We start from the raw sequence: 17,274 nt of genomic DNA, 5'->3' as shown, positions 1-17,274 counted from the left end.
CCCACCACCACAGGTGGAAAGCATGTTGGGGGGCAACCCCTCACGAGGTCGAATCTCGTATCCTCCGCCAGTGCTGCACCGGGCACGTTGTCGAAGGGTCCCACCGTTCGACATTTTCCGGACCTCGTTGACCGTACGTGCAGCGTCGCGAAGCGGCCGTGAGGCGAGAACTCGGTGGTCGGTGCGGCTGGACGGGTGCAGTTCGGCACCTGACTCCGGCGCCCTCCGCCCGGAGCGGTGTGCCGACGGATTACATGGGCCTGCGTCTCGGCGCGGGGCGTGCCGGCGTCCTTCACGGCCCCGGATCCGACGAACGAAAGAGCGCAATGGCAGAGCGCGACCCTCGTAACCGCACTGGCCGCCGCCCGCTACTTCGCGGGCTCGCCGCTGCCGTGCTCGCGGCCGGCATGCTGGTGGCCTCAGCGGGACAAGGACACGGAACCGGCGCGGCCACTCCGGCGCCCGGCGCAGAGTTCACGCCGTTGACGGCGGCGGTGCTGACCAAACCGACGCCGTTCGTCGCCACGGACGGCAAGACGCACATCTCGTACGAACTGCTCACCACGAGTTCCCTGCCCAGCAGCACGCCGTTGCGGCTCGACCGTGTCGACGTCCGCGACGCCCACACGCACCGGGTCGTCGGCTCCCTGAGCGGGCAGGCGCTGGCCGATGCCGCCAATCCGGTGGGTGACCCGCTGCCGGGTGCAGACGGGTACACCCCGGCGCCTCCGGGACCGACGCCGACCGTCATCCAGGGCTCCCAGCAGTGGATCATCTGGCTCGACCTGATCCTCGAGCGTGGTCAGCGGGTGCCCAAGGTCCTCGAGCACCGGCTCTCGGGTGCCGTCCTGCCCCCCTCCGGCCCCTCCGCCGCCTTCGAGGAGACGGTGCAGGCCACCCGGATCGCCCGCACTCCGCCGTTGAACCTGAGCCCGCCGGTCCGTCCCGGCACCTGGTACTCCAGCGAGTCGTGCTGCGGCAACACCCACCACCGGCGCGGCCTCGCCCCGATCAACGGCCGCTTCTATGTGCCGCAGCGCTTCGCGATCGACTGGTACCGGGTCGGCGAGCAGGGGCAGACCTGGGAGGGCGACCCCGCACGGCTCACCAGCTACCTGAGCTACCGTCAGCCGGTCGTGGCCTCGGCCGGCGGCAGAGTGGTGGAGGTCCAGGACGGACTCCCGGACCAAACGCCGCCCGTCACACCGCCCACTCCGCCGATCGAGGACACCGTCGGCAACCACGTCACCGTGGAAGTCGCGCCGGGCCGCTATCTGCTCTACGCCCACCTGACACCCGGCTCGCTCAGGGTCCGGGAGGGCGACCGGGTCGAACCCGGCCAGGTCCTCGGGCTGATCGGCAACAGCGGCAACTCGACCACGCCGCACCTGCACTTCCAAGTGATGACCACAGCCGAGTTCTTCCCGACCGACAGCCCGCCGTTCACCTTCCGGCAGTTCCGCGTCGTCGGGCAGGTCGAACCCCGGATCTGGGACGACAACCTGGGCCTGCAGCCGACCGGCGTCCTGCCGATCACGCCCTCGCCGCACGACGGCCGTCACCGTGCGCGGTATCCGCTCGACCGCGAGGTGCTGGAGTTCTGACCGGACGCCGGTCGGGCCGACGGCCGGGCGCAGCGTGAAGCACCCGTCGGTCGAGGGTGTGACCAGGCGCTGCCGCCCTCCCTGTCCCATTTGTCCGGGACGCGGTCAGTTCCTCATGGGGACACCCACCACCACCGCATCCCACCCACCGGTGCCCCGGCCTCCGCAAGTCCACCGCGGAGGCCGGGGCACCGGCCTGTCGACGCACCGCACGCCGCCAACCGGTATGACTCTCACTTCGGACAGCGCGGCCGAGGCGGGTGGGGTACAGCGAGACACACGCGCGCCTGATCCGCCGACGCACCCGCCGTCGTGGCTTACTGTCGTCGGCTGAGGCGCACATCTCGAAGACCGAGCTTCCGTCCAGGGTTCTCAGGGGCGAACGGGTCGTGCCATTCGCGTGCCGGATCCTGCGGGAACCACGGGGAACAGCGGGTACTTGCCACGGGTCCGACCAGAGCTCCAAAGTTCTCAACCGACTGGCGGCGGCTGGCTAGCCCAGGGCATCGCTCGCCAGAGCGCACAGTCACCGCCAGCAGATGAGTGCGAGACCGCCGGGGCTGACCGCTTTCACGTCCCGGTGCCGGTGTCGGTGAGGATCTGTGCGGCCCGGGTGACGTTGTCCGCGCGTACCGATCCGGCCGTCGCGGCGCGTGCCGCCTCGGGCGTCGCGTGCGGCGGGACCACGAGGAGGGAAAGGCGTTCCGCCCCGCCCCGGGTGACGAGGACGGTGTGGGCACCGCCCGGGAAGGAGTCGATCCGGACGGCGCGGTCGTCGACAGCCGGCCGCGTCGGTGGTTCCTCCGAGGCGCTCGCGTCCAGGCCGAGCCGTGTGACCGGGCCCAGCAGCTCGGTCAGCGCGGTGAGTCAGCCTCCCGCAGGGGTGCCCGCCGCGGCCGCCATGAGCGGTTCGGCGGCCTCCTCGGTCGTGTCCGGGGGCACGACCAGCAGGTCCCAGCGCCCCCGGCCGGGGGCGAGCAGGACGACGGTGGGCGGGGCGGACGCGGCCAGGGTCCTGCACAGTCGTACGACCTGGTTGGACACGAACATCCGGCCGGCCGTCACGGGCCAGGCCGCCCCGTTGACGGTGACGCTGGTGACGTGACCCCACTCCCGTGGCAACCCGGCGAGCAGAAGCGGGAGTTCGACCAGGAGGTCGTAGGAACGCGGCCACCACGCTCCGTCGACGGCCCGGGGCAGGCCGCCGTGGGGTGCCAGGCGCAGGCGCAGGACGGGTTGAGGAGGAAGTGGGGGTTGCAGTGCGGTGGTCATGGGCGGTGCTCCTGTCGACTGCCGTGCGCGGATGGGTGGTTGACGTCAGGCGCGCCAAGCCGCGACACGCTCCGGCGTGGGCCAGCGCACGTCGTACACCCAGCCGCGTGGGCCAGCGCACCTCGTACACCTAGCCGCGTGAACCGTCCCCTTCCTGGGCGTGCGCTTCGGGGTCCCGGTCCGCGACACCGCGGGGGTGCGCCCTGTGCCGGGGGTCAGGGCGGGTGCTCACAGCGTCCTCATGGGTCCGACGCCGGAGGCGGTGGCGGAGCCGTCCACGTCCGGCGTCACGCTGACGGCCCGTGCCGGTCGTCCCCGCCCGGACACGGGCCTTCCGCGGAGCCGACGGTGACGGCCCCGCGACAGGCTTCCTGGAGCGGCCGTAGGGGAAGGCGGCGATACGGTCGCCGTGCTGTGAGTTGAGCTGATGGATGAGGAGCGCGCCGAAGGCGATCACTGCGATGATCACGACCACGGTCAGGAACGTCTCCACGGTTCTCACCTTCCCATCTGCCGGCGCGGCATCGCCGCGGTCATGGCGGCGGCATCACGGTCATGGCGCCCGTGACGCTCGCGGTCGACATGCCCATGGGGTCACTCGCGGCGGCCATCAGCCGGGCGGCCGATGCGGCGGGCGTCTGCGGGGGGGGGATCACCAGGAGGTTCCAACGGCCCACGTGGTAGGAGAGCAACAGCAGTTCGTGCGGGTCCTGCTCGGACCGGAACCAGCCCACTTTCACCACGTGCCCCGCCACGCGCACCTTGCGCGGGACGACCGGCCAGTGGACGGGGTTCACCGTCACCCGGGTGATCCGCCCCCACACAGCGTCCAATGCGGCCGTCAGCGAGAGGAGTTCCGCCCCGAGATCGCGGGAACGGGGCCACCACGCCCCGTCCAGCAAGGCCGGTGCGGGACCGACGGGAGCCAACGACAGACGGAGCGACGTCGAGGAGAAACGGTCAGCGGCTTCGGCTGTCGGCGGGTGGGAAATGGTCACGGTCATGACGCGGACCCTGCCCCGGGCCGGCCACGACCGGCCCGGTGTATTCGATCGCCGAAAACGACACGAGCCTGAAAGCCGGTGTGCGAAATATCCTCGGTGCCTTCGAGCGTACTCCTCGGACGGGCCGCACGGACCACGGCTCGGACGGAGCCCGGCCCCGTACGGGAGACCCGGTCCTGGAGGCCGCTTCCCGAATTCCCGAACCCCCCGAATGACCGTCCCTGGGGCCAGGAACCCCCCGAATGACTGTCCCTGGGGCCAGGAACCCCCCGAATGACTGTCCCTGGGGCCACGAACACGGTGAAGATCACCCTGCGGGCGACTGGTGGGGCCCGCCCGGCTCTTCATCGCCGGGTCGTTCATCCGGGGACTGTTCACCGGGGCTCATCACCGCGCCCCCGTGGGCTTGTGCAGTGCTCGGGTCCGTTCGTCCGGTGCCCGTGTCGATGAGGATCTGCTCGGCCCGCCTCCCGCTGCCGGGGCGGACGGCCTCGGCCATGGCAGCGCGCGCGGCGTCGGGCGTCGCGTGCGGCGGGACCACGAGGAGGGAGAAGAGATCCTGCTCGCCCCGGGTGATGAGAACCGTGTCGTCGCCGACCGGGAAGGAGTCGATGTGGACGACGCGGTCGTCGACGGTCATCCGCGTCGGCAGTTCGTCCCACGCCCCGGTGTCGAGGCCGACGCGTGTGATGGGCCCGAGGTGCTCGGTCAGTGCGCCGATCAGGCTGGGGAGTTCGGCGGCGATGTCGCGGGAACGAGGCCACCACACCCCGTCGAGCACGCCCTGCCGGTCATGTGTCGTCTCCAGCCGCACGAGGGCCGTCCCGGGCCGCACGGCCCGGTGCACGGCGTCCGGCAGGAGTCTCGTCATCCGCGGGGAGTCGGAGCCGGAGTCGACCATGGCACTCGCCTGCCTACCTGGACCGAGGAGACCGGGTGGCTTCCTCGTTCTCACGGTACTCCGCGCCCCGACAGCGGGCCGGGAGGTCGCCGGTCGCCCACGGGAGCTGCGTCGACTGCCGGAGTAAGGTGGCGAACCCGGTCGTCCCGTACGGGCACGTCGAACTCCGCGGTCGCCATGCGGTCCATGGAAGCCCCCTCGGCCGGCCACGCCGAGGTCCGTGTCGTCGCCCCCTCGCCCGAAGTCACCCGTCGGGTCGCGGAGGTCCTCCGTCGTTGCCTCGACTCCACCGAGCAGCGCAGCTACCCCGCGGGCCCCGACGGAGGTCCCGCCGAGTCGGACGACGCCTGGTGACCGAGTTCAGCGACCTGTGAGCGCACTCGCCACCCTGGCCGATCATCCGTCCGGAACCGTCGACAACAGCCGCTCTCAGCCGCACATGCGCTGCCGGATCCGCCCGTCGCGACCATGCGCACGGTCCGGCTGTGCGACGTACCGCACGCGGGCCCACCGCCCCCCATGCCCACGCCGCACCACCACCTCGCACCACCGCGCCGCCCGTGCGCTGCCCGTGCGCTGCCCTGCAAAACCGCTGGCCGCGGGCCGGTACCGGCGTACCGCCCGGAGTAGAGTGAACACGGAGAGCCGGTTCGGGAGCCCAGACGAGTGGCGGCGACCATGGCAACACTGCACCAGCGGAAAACCCACCGCGAAGCGATCATGAAGACCCTCTACGAAGACTTGGAAGGAAGTGGCCTTCCAGACGTCTCCGGGGCCAGGCTGCGTGACGAGTTGGAGATCCCGGAGCACGATCTGGCCGCGGCCTGCACCTATCTGGTGGGCGAGGGACTGGTCACGGTCCGCTGGGCCCATGGAGATGTGCCCGCGACGGTCGTGCTGACGCATCAGGGGATACGGCTCATGGAGGCCGAGGAGGAGAACCGCGGCTGACCCGGCGAGGGCGCCTTGGGACACGGAGGCCGGGGTATTCGTACATACCACCCGGCAGAGCGTGCAGACAGGGAGCAGGCCATGATCCGTCCAGCCGACATCCGCGAGTGGCGCAACCAGGACGTGGTCGACGAGAAGCAGCGCAGGATCGGCATGCTCGAAGCGGTTTACGTCGACACCGCCACCGACGAACCGGCCATGGCCACCGTCCGGACCGGACTGCCCACTCGCCACCGGCTGGTCTTCGTCCCCCTCGACGACGCGGTCCTCGGACCGGACTACGTCCGGGTCCCCTACACCAAGGGGCAGGTACGGAAGGCCCCGTCGATCGGGACGGACGACGTCCTGCCGGCCGAGCGGGAGGAAGAGATCTTCCAGCACTACGGCTTGACGTACCGGCCGGGGGCGGCCGGCGAACGTCAGCTCGCACGCCGGTGATCACGCGCGCACGGCACGGAGGAGATGGTCCGCGGTGATGGCGCTCTTCCTTCTGCTGCTCCTGGTGGCCGTCGTACTGGGGATCATCGGTGTGGCGGCGGAGGGCCTCGGCTTTCTCCTGGCCATCGGCATCGTGGTCTTCGCCGCAGCCGTGATCTCCTTCACGGCGCTGGTCTCCCGGCGTGCCAGGCGGCGTCCCGTCCGCTGACGCCGGGGCCGACGCGGTGTACGGCGTCGTGCTCGAGCCGTTGGCGGGCGCTCGGGCAAGGGCCGCCGGACTCCACGCTGCTGCTCTGCACCGACGGCCTGATCGAGATCCCCGGCAGTGACCTCGACACCGGCCTGGCCCGCCTGCGCCGCCACGCCCTGGGGCTCGCGCACGCGTCCCTGGACACACTGTGCGACCAGTTGCTCGCCCGGCTGCCGCCCGGCAGCACCGACGACGTGGCCCTCCTCGCCCTGCGGCTGCCGTCGGAGTGAGCGCGGACGGGCGACGTTCCAGACCCGACCCGCAGGGTGCGCCGGGTACGCGTCAGCGAACACGGGGCGAAGGGTGCCCGGCCCGCAGTGCCGACGAGCGGGCGGAGAGCCACCACCCTGCCCGGTCCCGTCGGCTGGGACGCCGTGCCCTCGGCGTGCCCGTACGAGCGGAGAACCACGGTCGACAGCGGTACGATCCGGGCCGTCGCTATCCGCCCCCGGACCGCGAACGAGCAGGTCAGCCCCCCTGCCTCCCCCTGAGCGTCATGGCTTCCCAAGCTGAGAGCGCGAGTTCGATTCTCGTCACCCGCTCCATTGAAACCCCAGGTCAGTGGCCTGGGGTTTGTCGTGTCCGGGCACGCCGATCCGCGTCGGGGGGCTGTGCTCAGGCGGGCCGGATGGAGGCCCTTAGTGCGACCTCGTATCCGCCCTTCGGGGTGGGTTCGGCGGTGAGGGTGCCGTCGAGCAGTTCGGCGCGTTCCCTCAGGCCGATCAGGCCGTGCCGGGCGCTGGGCAGGGCGACGAACGGGCGGGTGGGGGCGGTGTTGGTGACGGTGAGGCCGAAGTGCTGCGCGTCATGCCACAGACGCACCTCGGCGCGGGCGCCCGGGGCGTGCTTGCGGACGTTCGTGAGGGCTTCTTGGACCGTGCGGTAGACGGTGCGTTGGGCGGTTGTGCTGATGCCGGGCGGGAGCTCGCCGGTCAGCGTGGTCTCTATGCCGCTGTTGGCGATCAGTTGCTGGAGGTCGGCGAGGGTGGGCTGCGGAGTGAGTTCGGTGTCCTTGCCGCCGGAGGCGCGCAGCAGGGTGACCATGTGGCGGAGTTCGTCGAGGGTGTTCACGCTCAGGGTGCGGATGGTGCGGGCGGCGTCGCGGGCGTCCGGGTCCTTGGCGGCGACCTGCAGGGCTCCGGCCTGTACGGCGATGAGGCTGACCTGGTGGGAGACGACGTCGTGCATCTCGCGGGCCAGTTGGGCGCGTTCGCGGGCGAGGACGGTCTGGGCGTACAGGGCACGTTCGTGTTCGCGGGCCACTTTGACCTCGACGAGTTGGCGGGCCACGTCGCGTCTGGCCTGCACGAGCTGGCCGCACAGGATCGGAGCGAAGGCCATGGCCAGCGTGTAGACGAACTCGATGAGCGTCCAGGTCCGGTCGCCGGGAAACATGCCGCCGGAAAACGTGTCGGACAGGGGCCAGGCGAGCGTGGTCGCCGCCGCGTTCAGCAGCGCGCAGCCGGCCAGCAGCGGGCGGTTACGGGTGTGCGTGGCCAGTGTGTACAGGGCGGCGATCGGCGCGACTGCCACGTCCATGAACAGGGTCATCGGCAGTGTCAGCAGGAACACGGCCAGGGGAAGGCGCCTGCGCAGGAACAGCCCGGCGCAGCCGGCGGCGCAGGCCCACATGAACGCCGGCGCCTCGCCGTAGAGGTTGATCCAGGCGTCGAGGGCCGCGAGGACGACGAGGCCCGCGTCGACGGCCCAGGGCGGCACCCGCCGCCGCAGTGCCTCACCCGTGCCCATCACCGGTTGTCCCGTGCCGTGCCGGCGCCGACGTCGCCGTTGTCGCCGAGCAGTCCGGCCCGCTCGGCGAGCAGTGCCGCCTGGACGCGGCCGGTGACCCGGAGTTTGGTCAGGATCGAGCTGACGTGGTCCTTGACGGTGCCCGCGCTCAGGTGGATGCGGGTGCCGATGTCGGCGTTGGACAGTCCTTCCGCGATCAGGACGAGGACGTCACGTTCGCGATCGGTGAGCAGGTTCACGTGCGCCACGTCCGCGTCCTGGGGCGTGTCCGCCCCAGGACGGCCGCGCAGCAGGGCCCGCGAGGCTTTCGGGGACATCACCACCCCGCCCGCGGCCAGGGTGCGTACGAGGTGGGCGAGCTGTTCGGGTTCGGTGTCCTTGAGCAGGAAGCCCGCGGCTCCCGAGCGCAGCGCGGTCACGATGTACTCGTCGGTGTCGAAGGTGGTCAGCATGGCCACCTTCGGCGGCTCGGGCAGCGTCTGGATCTCCCTCAGGACGGTCAGGCCGTCCACGTCCGGCATGCGGATGTCGAGGAGCACGACGTCCGGATGCTCACGCCGGATCACGTCGGCGGCGTGCGATCCTTCCGCGGTCGCCACGACCTGGATGCCGTCAGAGGCATTCAGGATCAGCTGGAACCCGGACCGCACCAGCGCCTCGTCGTCCACCACCACTACCCGGATCACCGGCGTTCCGCCTCACACTCGTCTGCCCTGTCCAGCTTCTCGGCGTCCCTGTACGCCCTACGCCCCTCGTCGGGGCGCTCACGTTCCCGTACGGTGATCGCTCCCTGTGGACAGTACGTCCGGCCAGGTACGGGACGGTGCGGCCGCTGTAGACTCCCGCCACCTGGCAGGATGGTTCCAGCCGTTCGGGGGGAGCGATCCGGCCCGTCGGCGGGCGGGTGGGCGAGGTCCGGCGGATGGTGTCGGCGGTTCTCGTTCGGTGGGATCCGTCCGTGGGCCCGACCGGGTCTGCCGGCCGCAGTCGTTTCCCGAACCGTTCGAGGATCACCCAGCCATGCCCGATTTGCACCTTCGTCGGCCTGTCCGTGCTCTGCGCCGCTGTGCGGCGCAGCCCCATGTGCTGTTCGGAGGCGTGTACGGGGCGGTACTTGCCAGCTCCATGGTGGCCGCCCTGACGGAGCAGGGTGAGACGGCGCCCGCCGACCGGTTCATCAGCGCCCAGTGGCTCCTGATCACGGCCGCCGCATCGGCCTTGGCGCACGGTTACGCGCATCTGATCGCCCTGCGCGGCGACCGGACCCATCACGGTGTGCGCGCCGCGGTGCGGATGTTGCTGTCCGAGTGGCCGTTGGTGGTGGCGACGGTGCCGACGGTGGTCCTGCTGCTCGGTGCGGGCTGGGGGTGGTGGCCCTCGGCGGGCATCGAGTACGTGGCCTTCGCCGTGAACGTGGTGCTGCTGTTCGTCTGGGGCCTGCTCGCGGCCCGCGCTGCCGGTCGCACGTGGAGTTCCGCCTTGATGATCGGCACCGTGGACTCGTTGCTCGGGCTGACGGTCGTGGTGGCCAACGCCATCATCAAATAGGGCAGTTGGCTGTCCGGGCCCGCCGGCCGGCCGCCGCGGCGCTGTTCCGCCGGTCGGCGGGGTGGGCCCGGCCGGTCGGCGGGGGCGTCACCGAAGCCTGCCGGATGGTCCGTCTCCTGCCGGCACCGAAGCATTCTGTGCATGACACAGATACAGCCGCCGCAGGAGACATCGGCTCCGCCGGAGAACACGCCTCCAGGGCCCAGAACCTCACCCGAGTCCGCCGGGCAGGTCTCGCCCGGCCCTTCGATGGGACGCCTGGTCGGGTTGGACCTGGCCCGCGCGCTGGCGGTGTTCGGCATGTACATCGTGCACATCGCCCCGATGCCAACCGGGAACAACCTCGGCAGCTGGGTGTACTCCCTGGCCGAGGGGCGCGCGTCGGCCCTGTTCGCCACCCTCGCCGGGTTCTCCCTGATGCTGATCGCCGGCCGCCGTGAGCCCAAGACCGGCCTGGCGGGCCGGCAGGCGAAGGCCCGCATCGCGATCCGCGCCGTGATCCTGCTGGCGCTGGGCACCGTGCTGGCGATGGAGTACGGGGACATCATCATCCTCGCCTACTACGGCGTCTACTTCCTCCTCGCGCTGCTCCTGGTGCGACTGAGCGCCAGGACGCTGGCGATCATCGCGGCGGGGATCGCGCTCGTCATGCCGCAGCTGGCGTTCGTCCTGAAGATGTGGCTGAGCGACTCCGTCCAGCAGAGCATCAACGCCTACGACCCGCTGGAACGGCTCAGCACCGTGGGCGTACTCGATCTGCTGCTCACGGGCCTCTACCCGACGATCACATGGATGGCGTTCGTGACCGCCGGCATGGCCCTGGCCCGCCTCGACCTGACCGCCGCCACCGTCCGGCGGCGCCTGGCGGCGCTCGGTGCAAGCCTCACCGTGGGCGCCTACGGCCTGGCCACGCTGCTGGGTGGCACGAGCGCGGTGTTGAGCTTCGAGGGACGCGGAGGGCCGCCCAGCGGCTCCGGAGCGGGGTCCATGGGCAGCGGCGCCGGGGCAGGGTCCATGGGCAGCGGGTCCATGGGCAGCGGGTCCGAGGGGCAGCTCGTGTCGTCGGCCTCGGACCTGCTGGGTGCCATGTCGCACACCGGCACCACCCTCGACACCATCGGCTGCGTGGGTGTCGCGATCCTCGTGATCGTGGGCGCGACGGCGGCGATCGACCGCCTGCCGCTCCTGCGCCGCCTGGCGAAACCGGTCATCGCCGTGGGCACCATGTCCCTGACCGCCTACGTGGGCCACTTCATCGCCCAGTCCGCGTGGCCCGCCTCCGGCGCCGGGACCACGACGTCCTGGGTACCCGTGCTCACGTACATCCTGACAGCGATCGTGTTCGCCACGGTCTGGTCCCGCTTCTTCCGCCGCGGCCCCCTGGAGTACCTGCTCAACGCAGCCACCAAACCCGCCAAGTACATCCGCTGATGTCCGGTCGGGGTGGCTCGGCTTCATGCCCCACCCCGGCCCGGTCAGCCGTCCGAGGCCCGCAAGGGGATCGCCCTTGCGGGCCTCAGCTGTGCTCTTTGACCGACTGATCTCAGCTCCGCCTGGCGCCAACCGGTCGTCCACGGACGCGGTCTGGACAACCGCGGGACATCCGTGGGCCTGATGTCGGCGCGGCCGGGGGCAAGGACCGGTGCGGGTTCAGGACACGGTGGCCGCCACCACCACCCGGTCCTCAGGTTGACGCCCGGCCAGGTCGCCCGTAGCGCGACAGGGCGTCGCGGCGCAGGCGTGCGTACTCCCCGAAATCCTCGTGTGCCGCGCGCCGTTGGCCGGTGTGCCGGGTGCCTGCGGCGCCGAGTGGTGCGGGGATCGTGCGCGCGTGCTCCGCCATGGCGCTCGATGGCCTGGAGAAGGTCCGCGAAGGTGGTGCAGACGCCGGTTCGACGATGACCGTCATGATCCACGCGTCGGCTCCGCGGTCACCGCCGCCATGATCAGCGCCGTGGGAGCCCGCAGCGGAAAGGGTGTACCGGGGCGCGGAGTGGGCTGCCGGTCGGTGCCCGTGCGCGTCAGGTCGAGCGGGCGGCCGTCCGGCCTGTTCAGCGGGCCTGCTCGCCCTCGGCCGCGAGCACGGGCATGGGGACTCCCGCGTGAGGGACTGACTGGGCGGGCAGCGAACCGCAGCAGCCGGCTGCCCCCGCCGCACGGCGGGGGCAGCCGGTGGACGAGGCCCGACGGCACCGGCGGGCCCCCGGGTCAGGCCCGTCTCACCCGCGTCCCGCCGAGGTCAGGAGCTGCGTCGCCGCTAGCCGCGCGTACAGCTCGTCCTCGGCCACCAGCTCCTCGTGGGTACCGACCGCGCGGACCCTGCCCGCGTCCATGACGACGATGCGGTCGGCGTCCGTGACGGTCGACAGGCGGTGGGCCACCACCAGCACGGTGGTCTCGCGTGCGGTCTCGGCGATGACGTCCCGCAGTGCCAGCTCGTTGACGGCGTCGAGCTGCGAGGTCGCCTCGTCCAGGAGCAGCAGCCGGGGCCCGCGCAGCAGCGCGCGGGCGATCGCGATGCGCTGGCGCTCGCCGCCGGACAGTTTCGTGCCGCGGTGCCCGACCGGGGTGTCCAGGCCGTGCGGGAGACGCTCGACGAGGGCGTCGAGCCTGGTCCGGGTGAGGACCTCGCGTATCTCGTCGTCGGTCGCGCCGGGCGCGGCGAAGACCAGGTTCTCCCGCAGCGTGCCGGCCAGCACCGGCGCGTCCTGCTCGACGTATCCGATGACGGACCGCAGCTCGGGCAGCGGCCACTGTGTCACGTCCTTGCCGTCGACCAGGACACGGCCGCCGGTCGCTTCGTAGAACCGCTCGACGAGCGCGAAGACCGTCGACTTGCCCGCGCCGGAGGGGCCAACGAACGCGGTCATCCCGCCGCCCGGCACCTCGAAGTCCACCCGCTGGTGGATGTCCGGCAACCCGGTCCCGTAGCGGAAGGACACCTCCTCGAAGCGAACCGACGCCGGACGTGGCCGCACCGTCTTGGTCGCCGCGGGCCGCGCCGACCGGTGCCGGTCCTGCTCCTCTGTCGCCAGGCGGTCGACCTGCGCGATCCGGGCGATCGCGGCCGCGCCCTCCTGGTACTGGGACGCTGCCTCGACCAGCTGGTACACCGGCTCCATCAGGAAGAAGAGGTACAGCAGGAAAGCGATCAGGGTGGACACGGGCATGTCCCCGGACGCCACCCGCGCCCCGCCGACGGCCAGTACCGCGAGGAACGCCAGCTCGACGGCGAGGTTGTCGGCCGAACCCAGCACGGCCTCCCACTTCGCGCTGCGCACGCCGTGGCGCCACGCCCTGCGTGCCGCCGCCTCGACGCGAGCGGTCTCCCGCTCCTCGGCGCCGGACGCCTTCACCGTACGGAACGCGCCGAAGACCCGCTCCAGGCCCGTGGACATCTCCCCGACAGCCGCCTGCGCACGCTCGGCGGCCTCCCCGATCTTCGGCAGCACCAGCGCGGCAGCCACACCTACGACCGCGACGACGCCGAGCGTGACGCCCAGCAGGACGGCATCGAGGAACGCCATCACCACGACCGCCGCGACCAGCGTCACCGCCCCCGTCGCCGCGGAGACCACCGCCTGGGTGCTGACGGCCCGCAACAGCGTGGTGTCGGAGGTCACCCGGGACATCAGATCGCCCGGCTGCATCCGGTCCACCTCCGTGAGGCGCAGCCGCAGCAACCGTCCGATGAGGCTGCGGCGCGCGGCGAGCACCACCGACTCCGCCGTCCGTTCCAGCACAAAGGCACCGAACGCCTCGGCCACCATGCTCAGCAGGACCAGAACGGTCATGGCCAGCAGAATGGTGCCGATCGTGCCCCCGGACGAGAGCCGGTCGACCAGCGCCTTCGTGGCCAGCGGCTGCAGCAGCCCTCCGGCAGCCCCTGCCAGCGCCAACAGCAGACCGAGCGCGACGGCCCACCGGTGCGGACGGACGTACCCGTACAGCGCCTTGAGCGTCTCGCGGGCGCGCAAGGTCTCGGCACCCGTCGCCTCTGGGGCGGATGCGGTGTTCACAGGATTCCTTTCCTACGTGGTCGGCCGCGCACCGCGTCGGCGGTTGCCGCGGCCCTCGTCGCGAGCGTGTGCACAACGGCATCACGCTGATCAGGGCGTACGACGGCCAGGCGCCTGCTCCGAGAGATCAGCGATCGCCGGCTCAGTGGACCAGCGAGGCCGCACCCGCGGCGAAGACGTTCGCCCCTGCCTCGTGGAACTCAGGACGGACGACGAACAGGACACCGGCGCCCCCACCAACGTCAAGCCGAGAAGTGCCAGCGCCCCTTGTCGCGAACGTGCTGTGTCATGCCTCCAGGCTGGACGCCCGGCCGCTCCGCGCACATCCGGCGACTGTCGGGCCGACCCCCGCCGAGTGGCTGGAGAAGACCGGCCTGGGGTAGTACGGCCCATCAACTCTGCGCGGCGACGACCGATGCGTCCGGCTCGTCGGTCCCCGGGGAGCCGGGGCGGCCGGCTGCCGACGGGGGCGGGCCGGTCAAAGACCGGGTGAGGCGGACGGCTGCGCGGGAGCCGCGGGGCTGCGGCCTCCGGCGACCGCCCGCCGGAGGACGACTCACGCTCGGACGTCCCGGGGTGCCCGCCCGCGGCTCATCGGACGCGACGTGCCAGTTTCGTGGCGTCGTTGAGCAGGTGCTCCAGGGGGCCGCGGCGGAAGAAGCGGGACCAGAGGGCCGCGAACACGGTGGCCCCGGCGACGAAGCAGAGCAGCAGCCCGAAAGAGGCGGCCTGCGGCGGGGTGGCCGCTTCGCCGGGCAGGGCGAGGATTGCCAGGATGTGGCCTACGTAGAGGGTCAGGGACATGGTGCCGACGGCGATGACCGGCGTTGCCGCCCGGCGCAGCCACGGCAGTCGGTCCAACGCCACCGTCGCGCACAGGATCACGGTGATCGCGACCCCCAGGCAGCCGACGAGGTCGAACGTGGAACCGCTGTGCGGCTCGGCCGCCAGCAGCCCCCAGGCGTCGGGGCCCCCCAGCCCGCCACCGACCGGCAAGTCGAAAGATCCCTCGGCCGCGCCGGGATCCTTCATGGCACCGAAGTCCTTCATGGCACCCGGGTCCTTCATGCCAGGCATCCCGGCCATGCTCTTCTCAGCGCCGCCGGTCAGCCGGAGCGCCAGCCACGAGACGCCGTATCCGAACGCGATCAGCGCCGGACCGACCACGGCCAGCCGCCGCCGCACCGCGCCTGAGGCGAGATCCAGCCGGCCCAACGCCATGCCGGTGACCACGAACGTCATCCAGGTGATCGCCGGGTAGAAGCCGGTGAGCAGGAAGTCGAGCACACCCACGCCGGAGAGGCGGGCGATCGGGTCGTACGAGTCGATGGTGTTCACGATCGACTCGCTGAGCAGCGCTCTCAGGGCGTACGCCAGCTGCGGCGCGACAATCGCGAGCGCGACCGCGATGAGCGCGAGCGTCCTGGCCCGCAGCCGCAGCAGGGGCAGGGACAGCAGGAAGTACACCGCGTAGAAGTTGAGGATCGTGGCGCCGCCGAAGTTGGTCATCGTCAACGCGGTGCCCACCACCAGCAGGATCACGGCCCGGATCACGATCCTGGCCCTCGCCTGCCGGCCGGCCAGTCCGGTCTTCGGTTCCAGGCGGCCGGCGATCAGCACCAACGAGAACCCGGCGAGGGTGGCGAACAGCGCCGAGGCCCGGCCGCTCGCCAGCCAGACGACCCATTCGCCGACGCCGCTGCCGGACTCGGGGAAGGGGTTGAAGGGGCCGGTGTGCACGGCGAACATGCCGAACACGGCCAGTGCGCGGGCGAGGTCCACCCCGACCAGCCGCGCCGTCGACGAAGGGCGTTCCGTCGCCGTGGCGGACTCGGACGCGGGTAAGGGCTGGGGAGGCGCCTCCTTGGCGCTTTGGATGTCGGTCACCGGGACAACCTTGCCGAGGCGGGGGCTGTCGACCATCCGCCGAGCTTCGGGAGATGTCCCGCCGGTCAGCCGACCGACCCCCTCCGATTGGCGGGGGGCCGGTCTCGGCCGCGTGGCGGGCTCGTCGCTGCCGGCGCCGAAAGGCGGTATCCGACCTGCCATTTCGCTGTGCGGACGGTGGTGGTGGACGCCGCAGCCTTCTGTCGGCCGCCCAACTCATTCCCAGGAGGCCGCACTTCAGCCCAAGAGGCAGTACTGCGACTGACGCGCCATGGTGGCCACGAAAGGCCGGGCGGCACGCACCCGGCGGAAACGTCTCAGACGATGTCGTGGATGTCGTGCTCGGCCAGATCGGATGCGTGCCGGGCGATGGCACGGTAGTCGGTCACGTCGTGGAGGACTGCGAGGCGGGCTGGTATTACACCAGGGGATCCAGGCAGTAGTCGCACTCGCACTCGACGAGATACGGGACAATCCACATGCACCTCGTCACCTCCCGGTAGTCCACGGAGGCCACCGAGTTGGGCAGGAGGATCGGCAGGGGAACTGCGTCCTCGTAGATCTTCTCGGCGTCTGCCGAGTACCGGATGTAGGGCAGCAGCACGGAGCTGTACATCGCCTCTGCCGCGGCCGTGCCGCGGCGGGCTGCCACCTGCTCGGGCCAGGTCAGCGGCTGCGTGCCGGTGAGGATCAAGCGCTTGAGTGTCGGCCGGCCGGGGACGGACCGGCTGCCGCGGTTCTTGTCGCGGACTCGCTCCAGTTCGTCCGTGAGCCGCTTGACCAGCTTGACGGCCTTGGGGTCGGCCTTGATCGACGGAATGACGGAGTCCTCTTCGTCCAGCATGCGCAGCACGGAGGAGGGCATCTTGCCGTAGCTCGCCGGGAAGTCCAGGTAGAAGACCGCTTCGTCGCCCTTGTAGGAGTGCAGGATCTCGGCGAACCAGTCGTTGCGGTCCGCGTCCTCTGCGATGGCGCGGTCCGCGTCGGCCATGGCGGGGCTGCCGGGCACGACGCGCAGGTTCTCGATGGGCTCGAAGTCCTCTTCGGGGTCGTCGCCGTCGCCGATGCGGTAGCGGGCGGGCAGCGCGACCTCGTCCAGGGTGGCCCTGCCGTAGAGCAGGTCGATCGCGGTCTTCTTGCCCTTGAGGGCGGTCTCGTCGTAGCCGAGGACGGTGGTCGCCGACATGTTGCTGTCGAGGTCGAAGACAACGCCTGGGTAGCCGTCCAGGGCGGCAATGACGGCCATGGACGTGGCGCTGGTGGTCTTGGTGGACCCGCCGCCTTCGATGATGTACGCCCAGATGAGGGGCCAGTTCCGGCCCTTGGGGCGGAAGTCGGAGTCGTACCACCACCAAGACGACGGATCCGGGTCCAGGGTGTCCCCGCTGCGGTCCGTGTCGGTGTACAGGACCTCTTCGGGAGCCACTTCGGGCTTGGACTTGGCGCCTTCACGCTTGAGCCGCGGGAGCACGCCTGCCATGAGATCTCCAGGACTGCGGTGGGCACGGGGGGCGAGACTAGCGTTTACGGACCCTTCCCCGCCCAGATTTTGCGCTGGATACGGCGGGAGGTGGCTCGCTCCTGGATGGCGGGGTGGATCGACAACGCCGCGTTGACGCTTCGGTGTTGGCCGTCGGGGTTGGGGGTGTCG

Annotated in this window: 16 protein-coding genes and 2 pseudogenes; 8 read left to right on the top strand and 10 right to left on the bottom strand. The window is 71.2% G+C overall.

The window, feature by feature from the left end; translation table 11 throughout:
• Window positions 1-326: 326 nt before the first annotated feature.
• Window positions 327-1,604 carry a M23 family metallopeptidase gene (locus GWK25_RS00800; protein WP_251828636.1) on the top strand — a complete coding sequence of 426 codons (1,278 nt, stop codon included), beginning with the start codon at window positions 327-329 and terminating at the stop codon, window positions 1,602-1,604.
• Window positions 1,605-2,174: 570 nt separating this feature from the next.
• Here the strand turns inward: GWK25_RS00800 and GWK25_RS43120 are convergent.
• The 5 genes and pseudogenes from GWK25_RS43120 to GWK25_RS00780 all read right to left on the bottom strand — a co-directional run bounded on the left by GWK25_RS43120 (window position 2,175) and on the right by GWK25_RS00780 (window position 4,781).
• Window positions 2,175-2,462 carry a DUF5994 family protein gene (locus GWK25_RS43120; protein WP_308404465.1) on the bottom strand — a complete coding sequence of 96 codons (288 nt, stop codon included), beginning with the start codon at window positions 2,460-2,462 and terminating at the stop codon, window positions 2,175-2,177.
• Window positions 2,463-2,471: 9 nt separating this feature from the next.
• Window positions 2,472-2,876, bottom strand: a complete 405-nt coding sequence (locus GWK25_RS00795) for a DUF5994 family protein (RefSeq protein ID WP_215447881.1) — start codon at window positions 2,874-2,876, stop codon at window positions 2,472-2,474.
• A 130-nt stretch (window positions 2,877-3,006) separates the two neighbouring features.
• Window positions 3,007-3,369: a hypothetical protein gene (locus tag GWK25_RS00790; RefSeq protein WP_251828635.1), complete on the bottom strand. Its 363-nt coding sequence runs from the start codon at window positions 3,367-3,369 to the stop codon at window positions 3,007-3,009.
• Window positions 3,370-3,445: 76 nt separating this feature from the next.
• A pseudogene (locus GWK25_RS00785) lies at window positions 3,446-3,880 on the bottom strand (DUF5994 family protein); the annotation flags it as partial.
• Between the two features lie 307 nt (window positions 3,881-4,187).
• Window positions 4,188-4,781: a DUF5994 family protein gene (locus tag GWK25_RS00780; protein WP_251828634.1), complete on the bottom strand. Its 594-nt coding sequence runs from the start codon at window positions 4,779-4,781 to the stop codon at window positions 4,188-4,190.
• Window positions 4,782-4,967: 186 nt separating this feature from the next.
• Here GWK25_RS00780 and GWK25_RS00775 point away from each other — a divergent pair, with 186 nt between their 5' ends.
• From GWK25_RS00775 to GWK25_RS00755, 5 genes and pseudogenes are all read left to right on the top strand, one after another.
• Window positions 4,968-5,135, top strand: coding sequence for a hypothetical protein (locus GWK25_RS00775; protein WP_215457967.1), 168 nt, complete (start codon window positions 4,968-4,970; stop codon window positions 5,133-5,135).
• Between the two features lie 324 nt (window positions 5,136-5,459).
• The gene (locus tag GWK25_RS00770) at window positions 5,460-5,732 is read left to right on the top strand and encodes a hypothetical protein (protein WP_099967129.1); all 273 of its coding nucleotides are present in this window, start codon (window positions 5,460-5,462) and stop codon (window positions 5,730-5,732) included.
• An 81-nt stretch (window positions 5,733-5,813) separates the two neighbouring features.
• Window positions 5,814-6,170, top strand: a complete 357-nt coding sequence (locus tag GWK25_RS00765; RefSeq protein WP_215447880.1) for a PRC-barrel domain-containing protein — start codon at window positions 5,814-5,816, stop codon at window positions 6,168-6,170.
• Between the two features lie 37 nt (window positions 6,171-6,207).
• A complete protein-coding gene (locus GWK25_RS00760) occupies window positions 6,208-6,378 on the top strand; it encodes a hypothetical protein (RefSeq protein WP_184905800.1) in 171 nt (56 codons plus the stop codon).
• Between the two features lie 65 nt (window positions 6,379-6,443).
• Window positions 6,444-6,650, top strand: a pseudogene (locus tag GWK25_RS00755) (SpoIIE family protein phosphatase); the annotation flags it as partial.
• Window positions 6,651-7,035: 385 nt separating this feature from the next.
• Here the strand turns inward: GWK25_RS00755 and GWK25_RS00750 are convergent.
• Window positions 7,036-8,169: a sensor histidine kinase gene (locus tag GWK25_RS00750; RefSeq protein WP_215447878.1), complete on the bottom strand. Its 1,134-nt coding sequence runs from the start codon at window positions 8,167-8,169 to the stop codon at window positions 7,036-7,038.
• Window positions 8,169-8,843, bottom strand: coding sequence for a response regulator transcription factor (locus GWK25_RS00745; RefSeq protein WP_215457116.1), 675 nt, complete (start codon window positions 8,841-8,843; stop codon window positions 8,169-8,171). Before GWK25_RS00745 ends, GWK25_RS00750 begins: the two co-directional genes overlap by 1 nt.
• A gap of 346 nt (window positions 8,844-9,189) precedes the next feature.
• Between GWK25_RS00745 and GWK25_RS00740 the strand changes: the two genes are divergently transcribed.
• Both GWK25_RS00740 and GWK25_RS00735 read left to right on the top strand, forming a co-directional pair.
• Window positions 9,190-9,717 carry a hypothetical protein gene (locus tag GWK25_RS00740; protein WP_215447876.1) on the top strand — a complete coding sequence of 176 codons (528 nt, stop codon included), beginning with the start codon at window positions 9,190-9,192 and terminating at the stop codon, window positions 9,715-9,717.
• Between the two features lie 141 nt (window positions 9,718-9,858).
• Complete coding sequence (locus GWK25_RS00735) at window positions 9,859-11,148, top strand: DUF418 domain-containing protein (protein WP_215447874.1); 1,290 nt, start codon at window positions 9,859-9,861, stop codon at window positions 11,146-11,148.
• Window positions 11,149-11,936: 788 nt separating this feature from the next.
• Here the strand turns inward: GWK25_RS00735 and GWK25_RS00730 are convergent.
• The 3 genes from GWK25_RS00730 to GWK25_RS00720 form a co-directional block, all read right to left on the bottom strand.
• Entirely contained in the window at window positions 11,937-13,736 is a 1,800-nt protein-coding gene (locus tag GWK25_RS00730) for an ABC transporter ATP-binding protein (RefSeq protein WP_215447873.1), read from the bottom strand.
• 591 nt (window positions 13,737-14,327) lie between these two features.
• Window positions 14,328-15,623 carry a DUF418 domain-containing protein gene (locus tag GWK25_RS00725; RefSeq protein WP_308404141.1) on the bottom strand — a complete coding sequence of 432 codons (1,296 nt, stop codon included), beginning with the start codon at window positions 15,621-15,623 and terminating at the stop codon, window positions 14,328-14,330.
• A 418-nt stretch (window positions 15,624-16,041) separates the two neighbouring features.
• Window positions 16,042-17,103, bottom strand: a complete 1,062-nt coding sequence (locus GWK25_RS00720; protein ID WP_251828633.1) for a ParA family protein — start codon at window positions 17,101-17,103, stop codon at window positions 16,042-16,044.
• Between the last annotated feature and the right edge of the window lie 171 nt (window positions 17,104-17,274).

Source organism: Streptomyces sp. ATCC 21386, assembly GCF_018728545.1.
In the GTDB taxonomy this organism is placed as follows: domain Bacteria; phylum Actinomycetota; class Actinomycetes; order Streptomycetales; family Streptomycetaceae; genus Streptomyces.
Note: the sequence above shows the minus strand (reverse complement) of the source record. Positions and strands in the feature narration are given on the sequence as shown.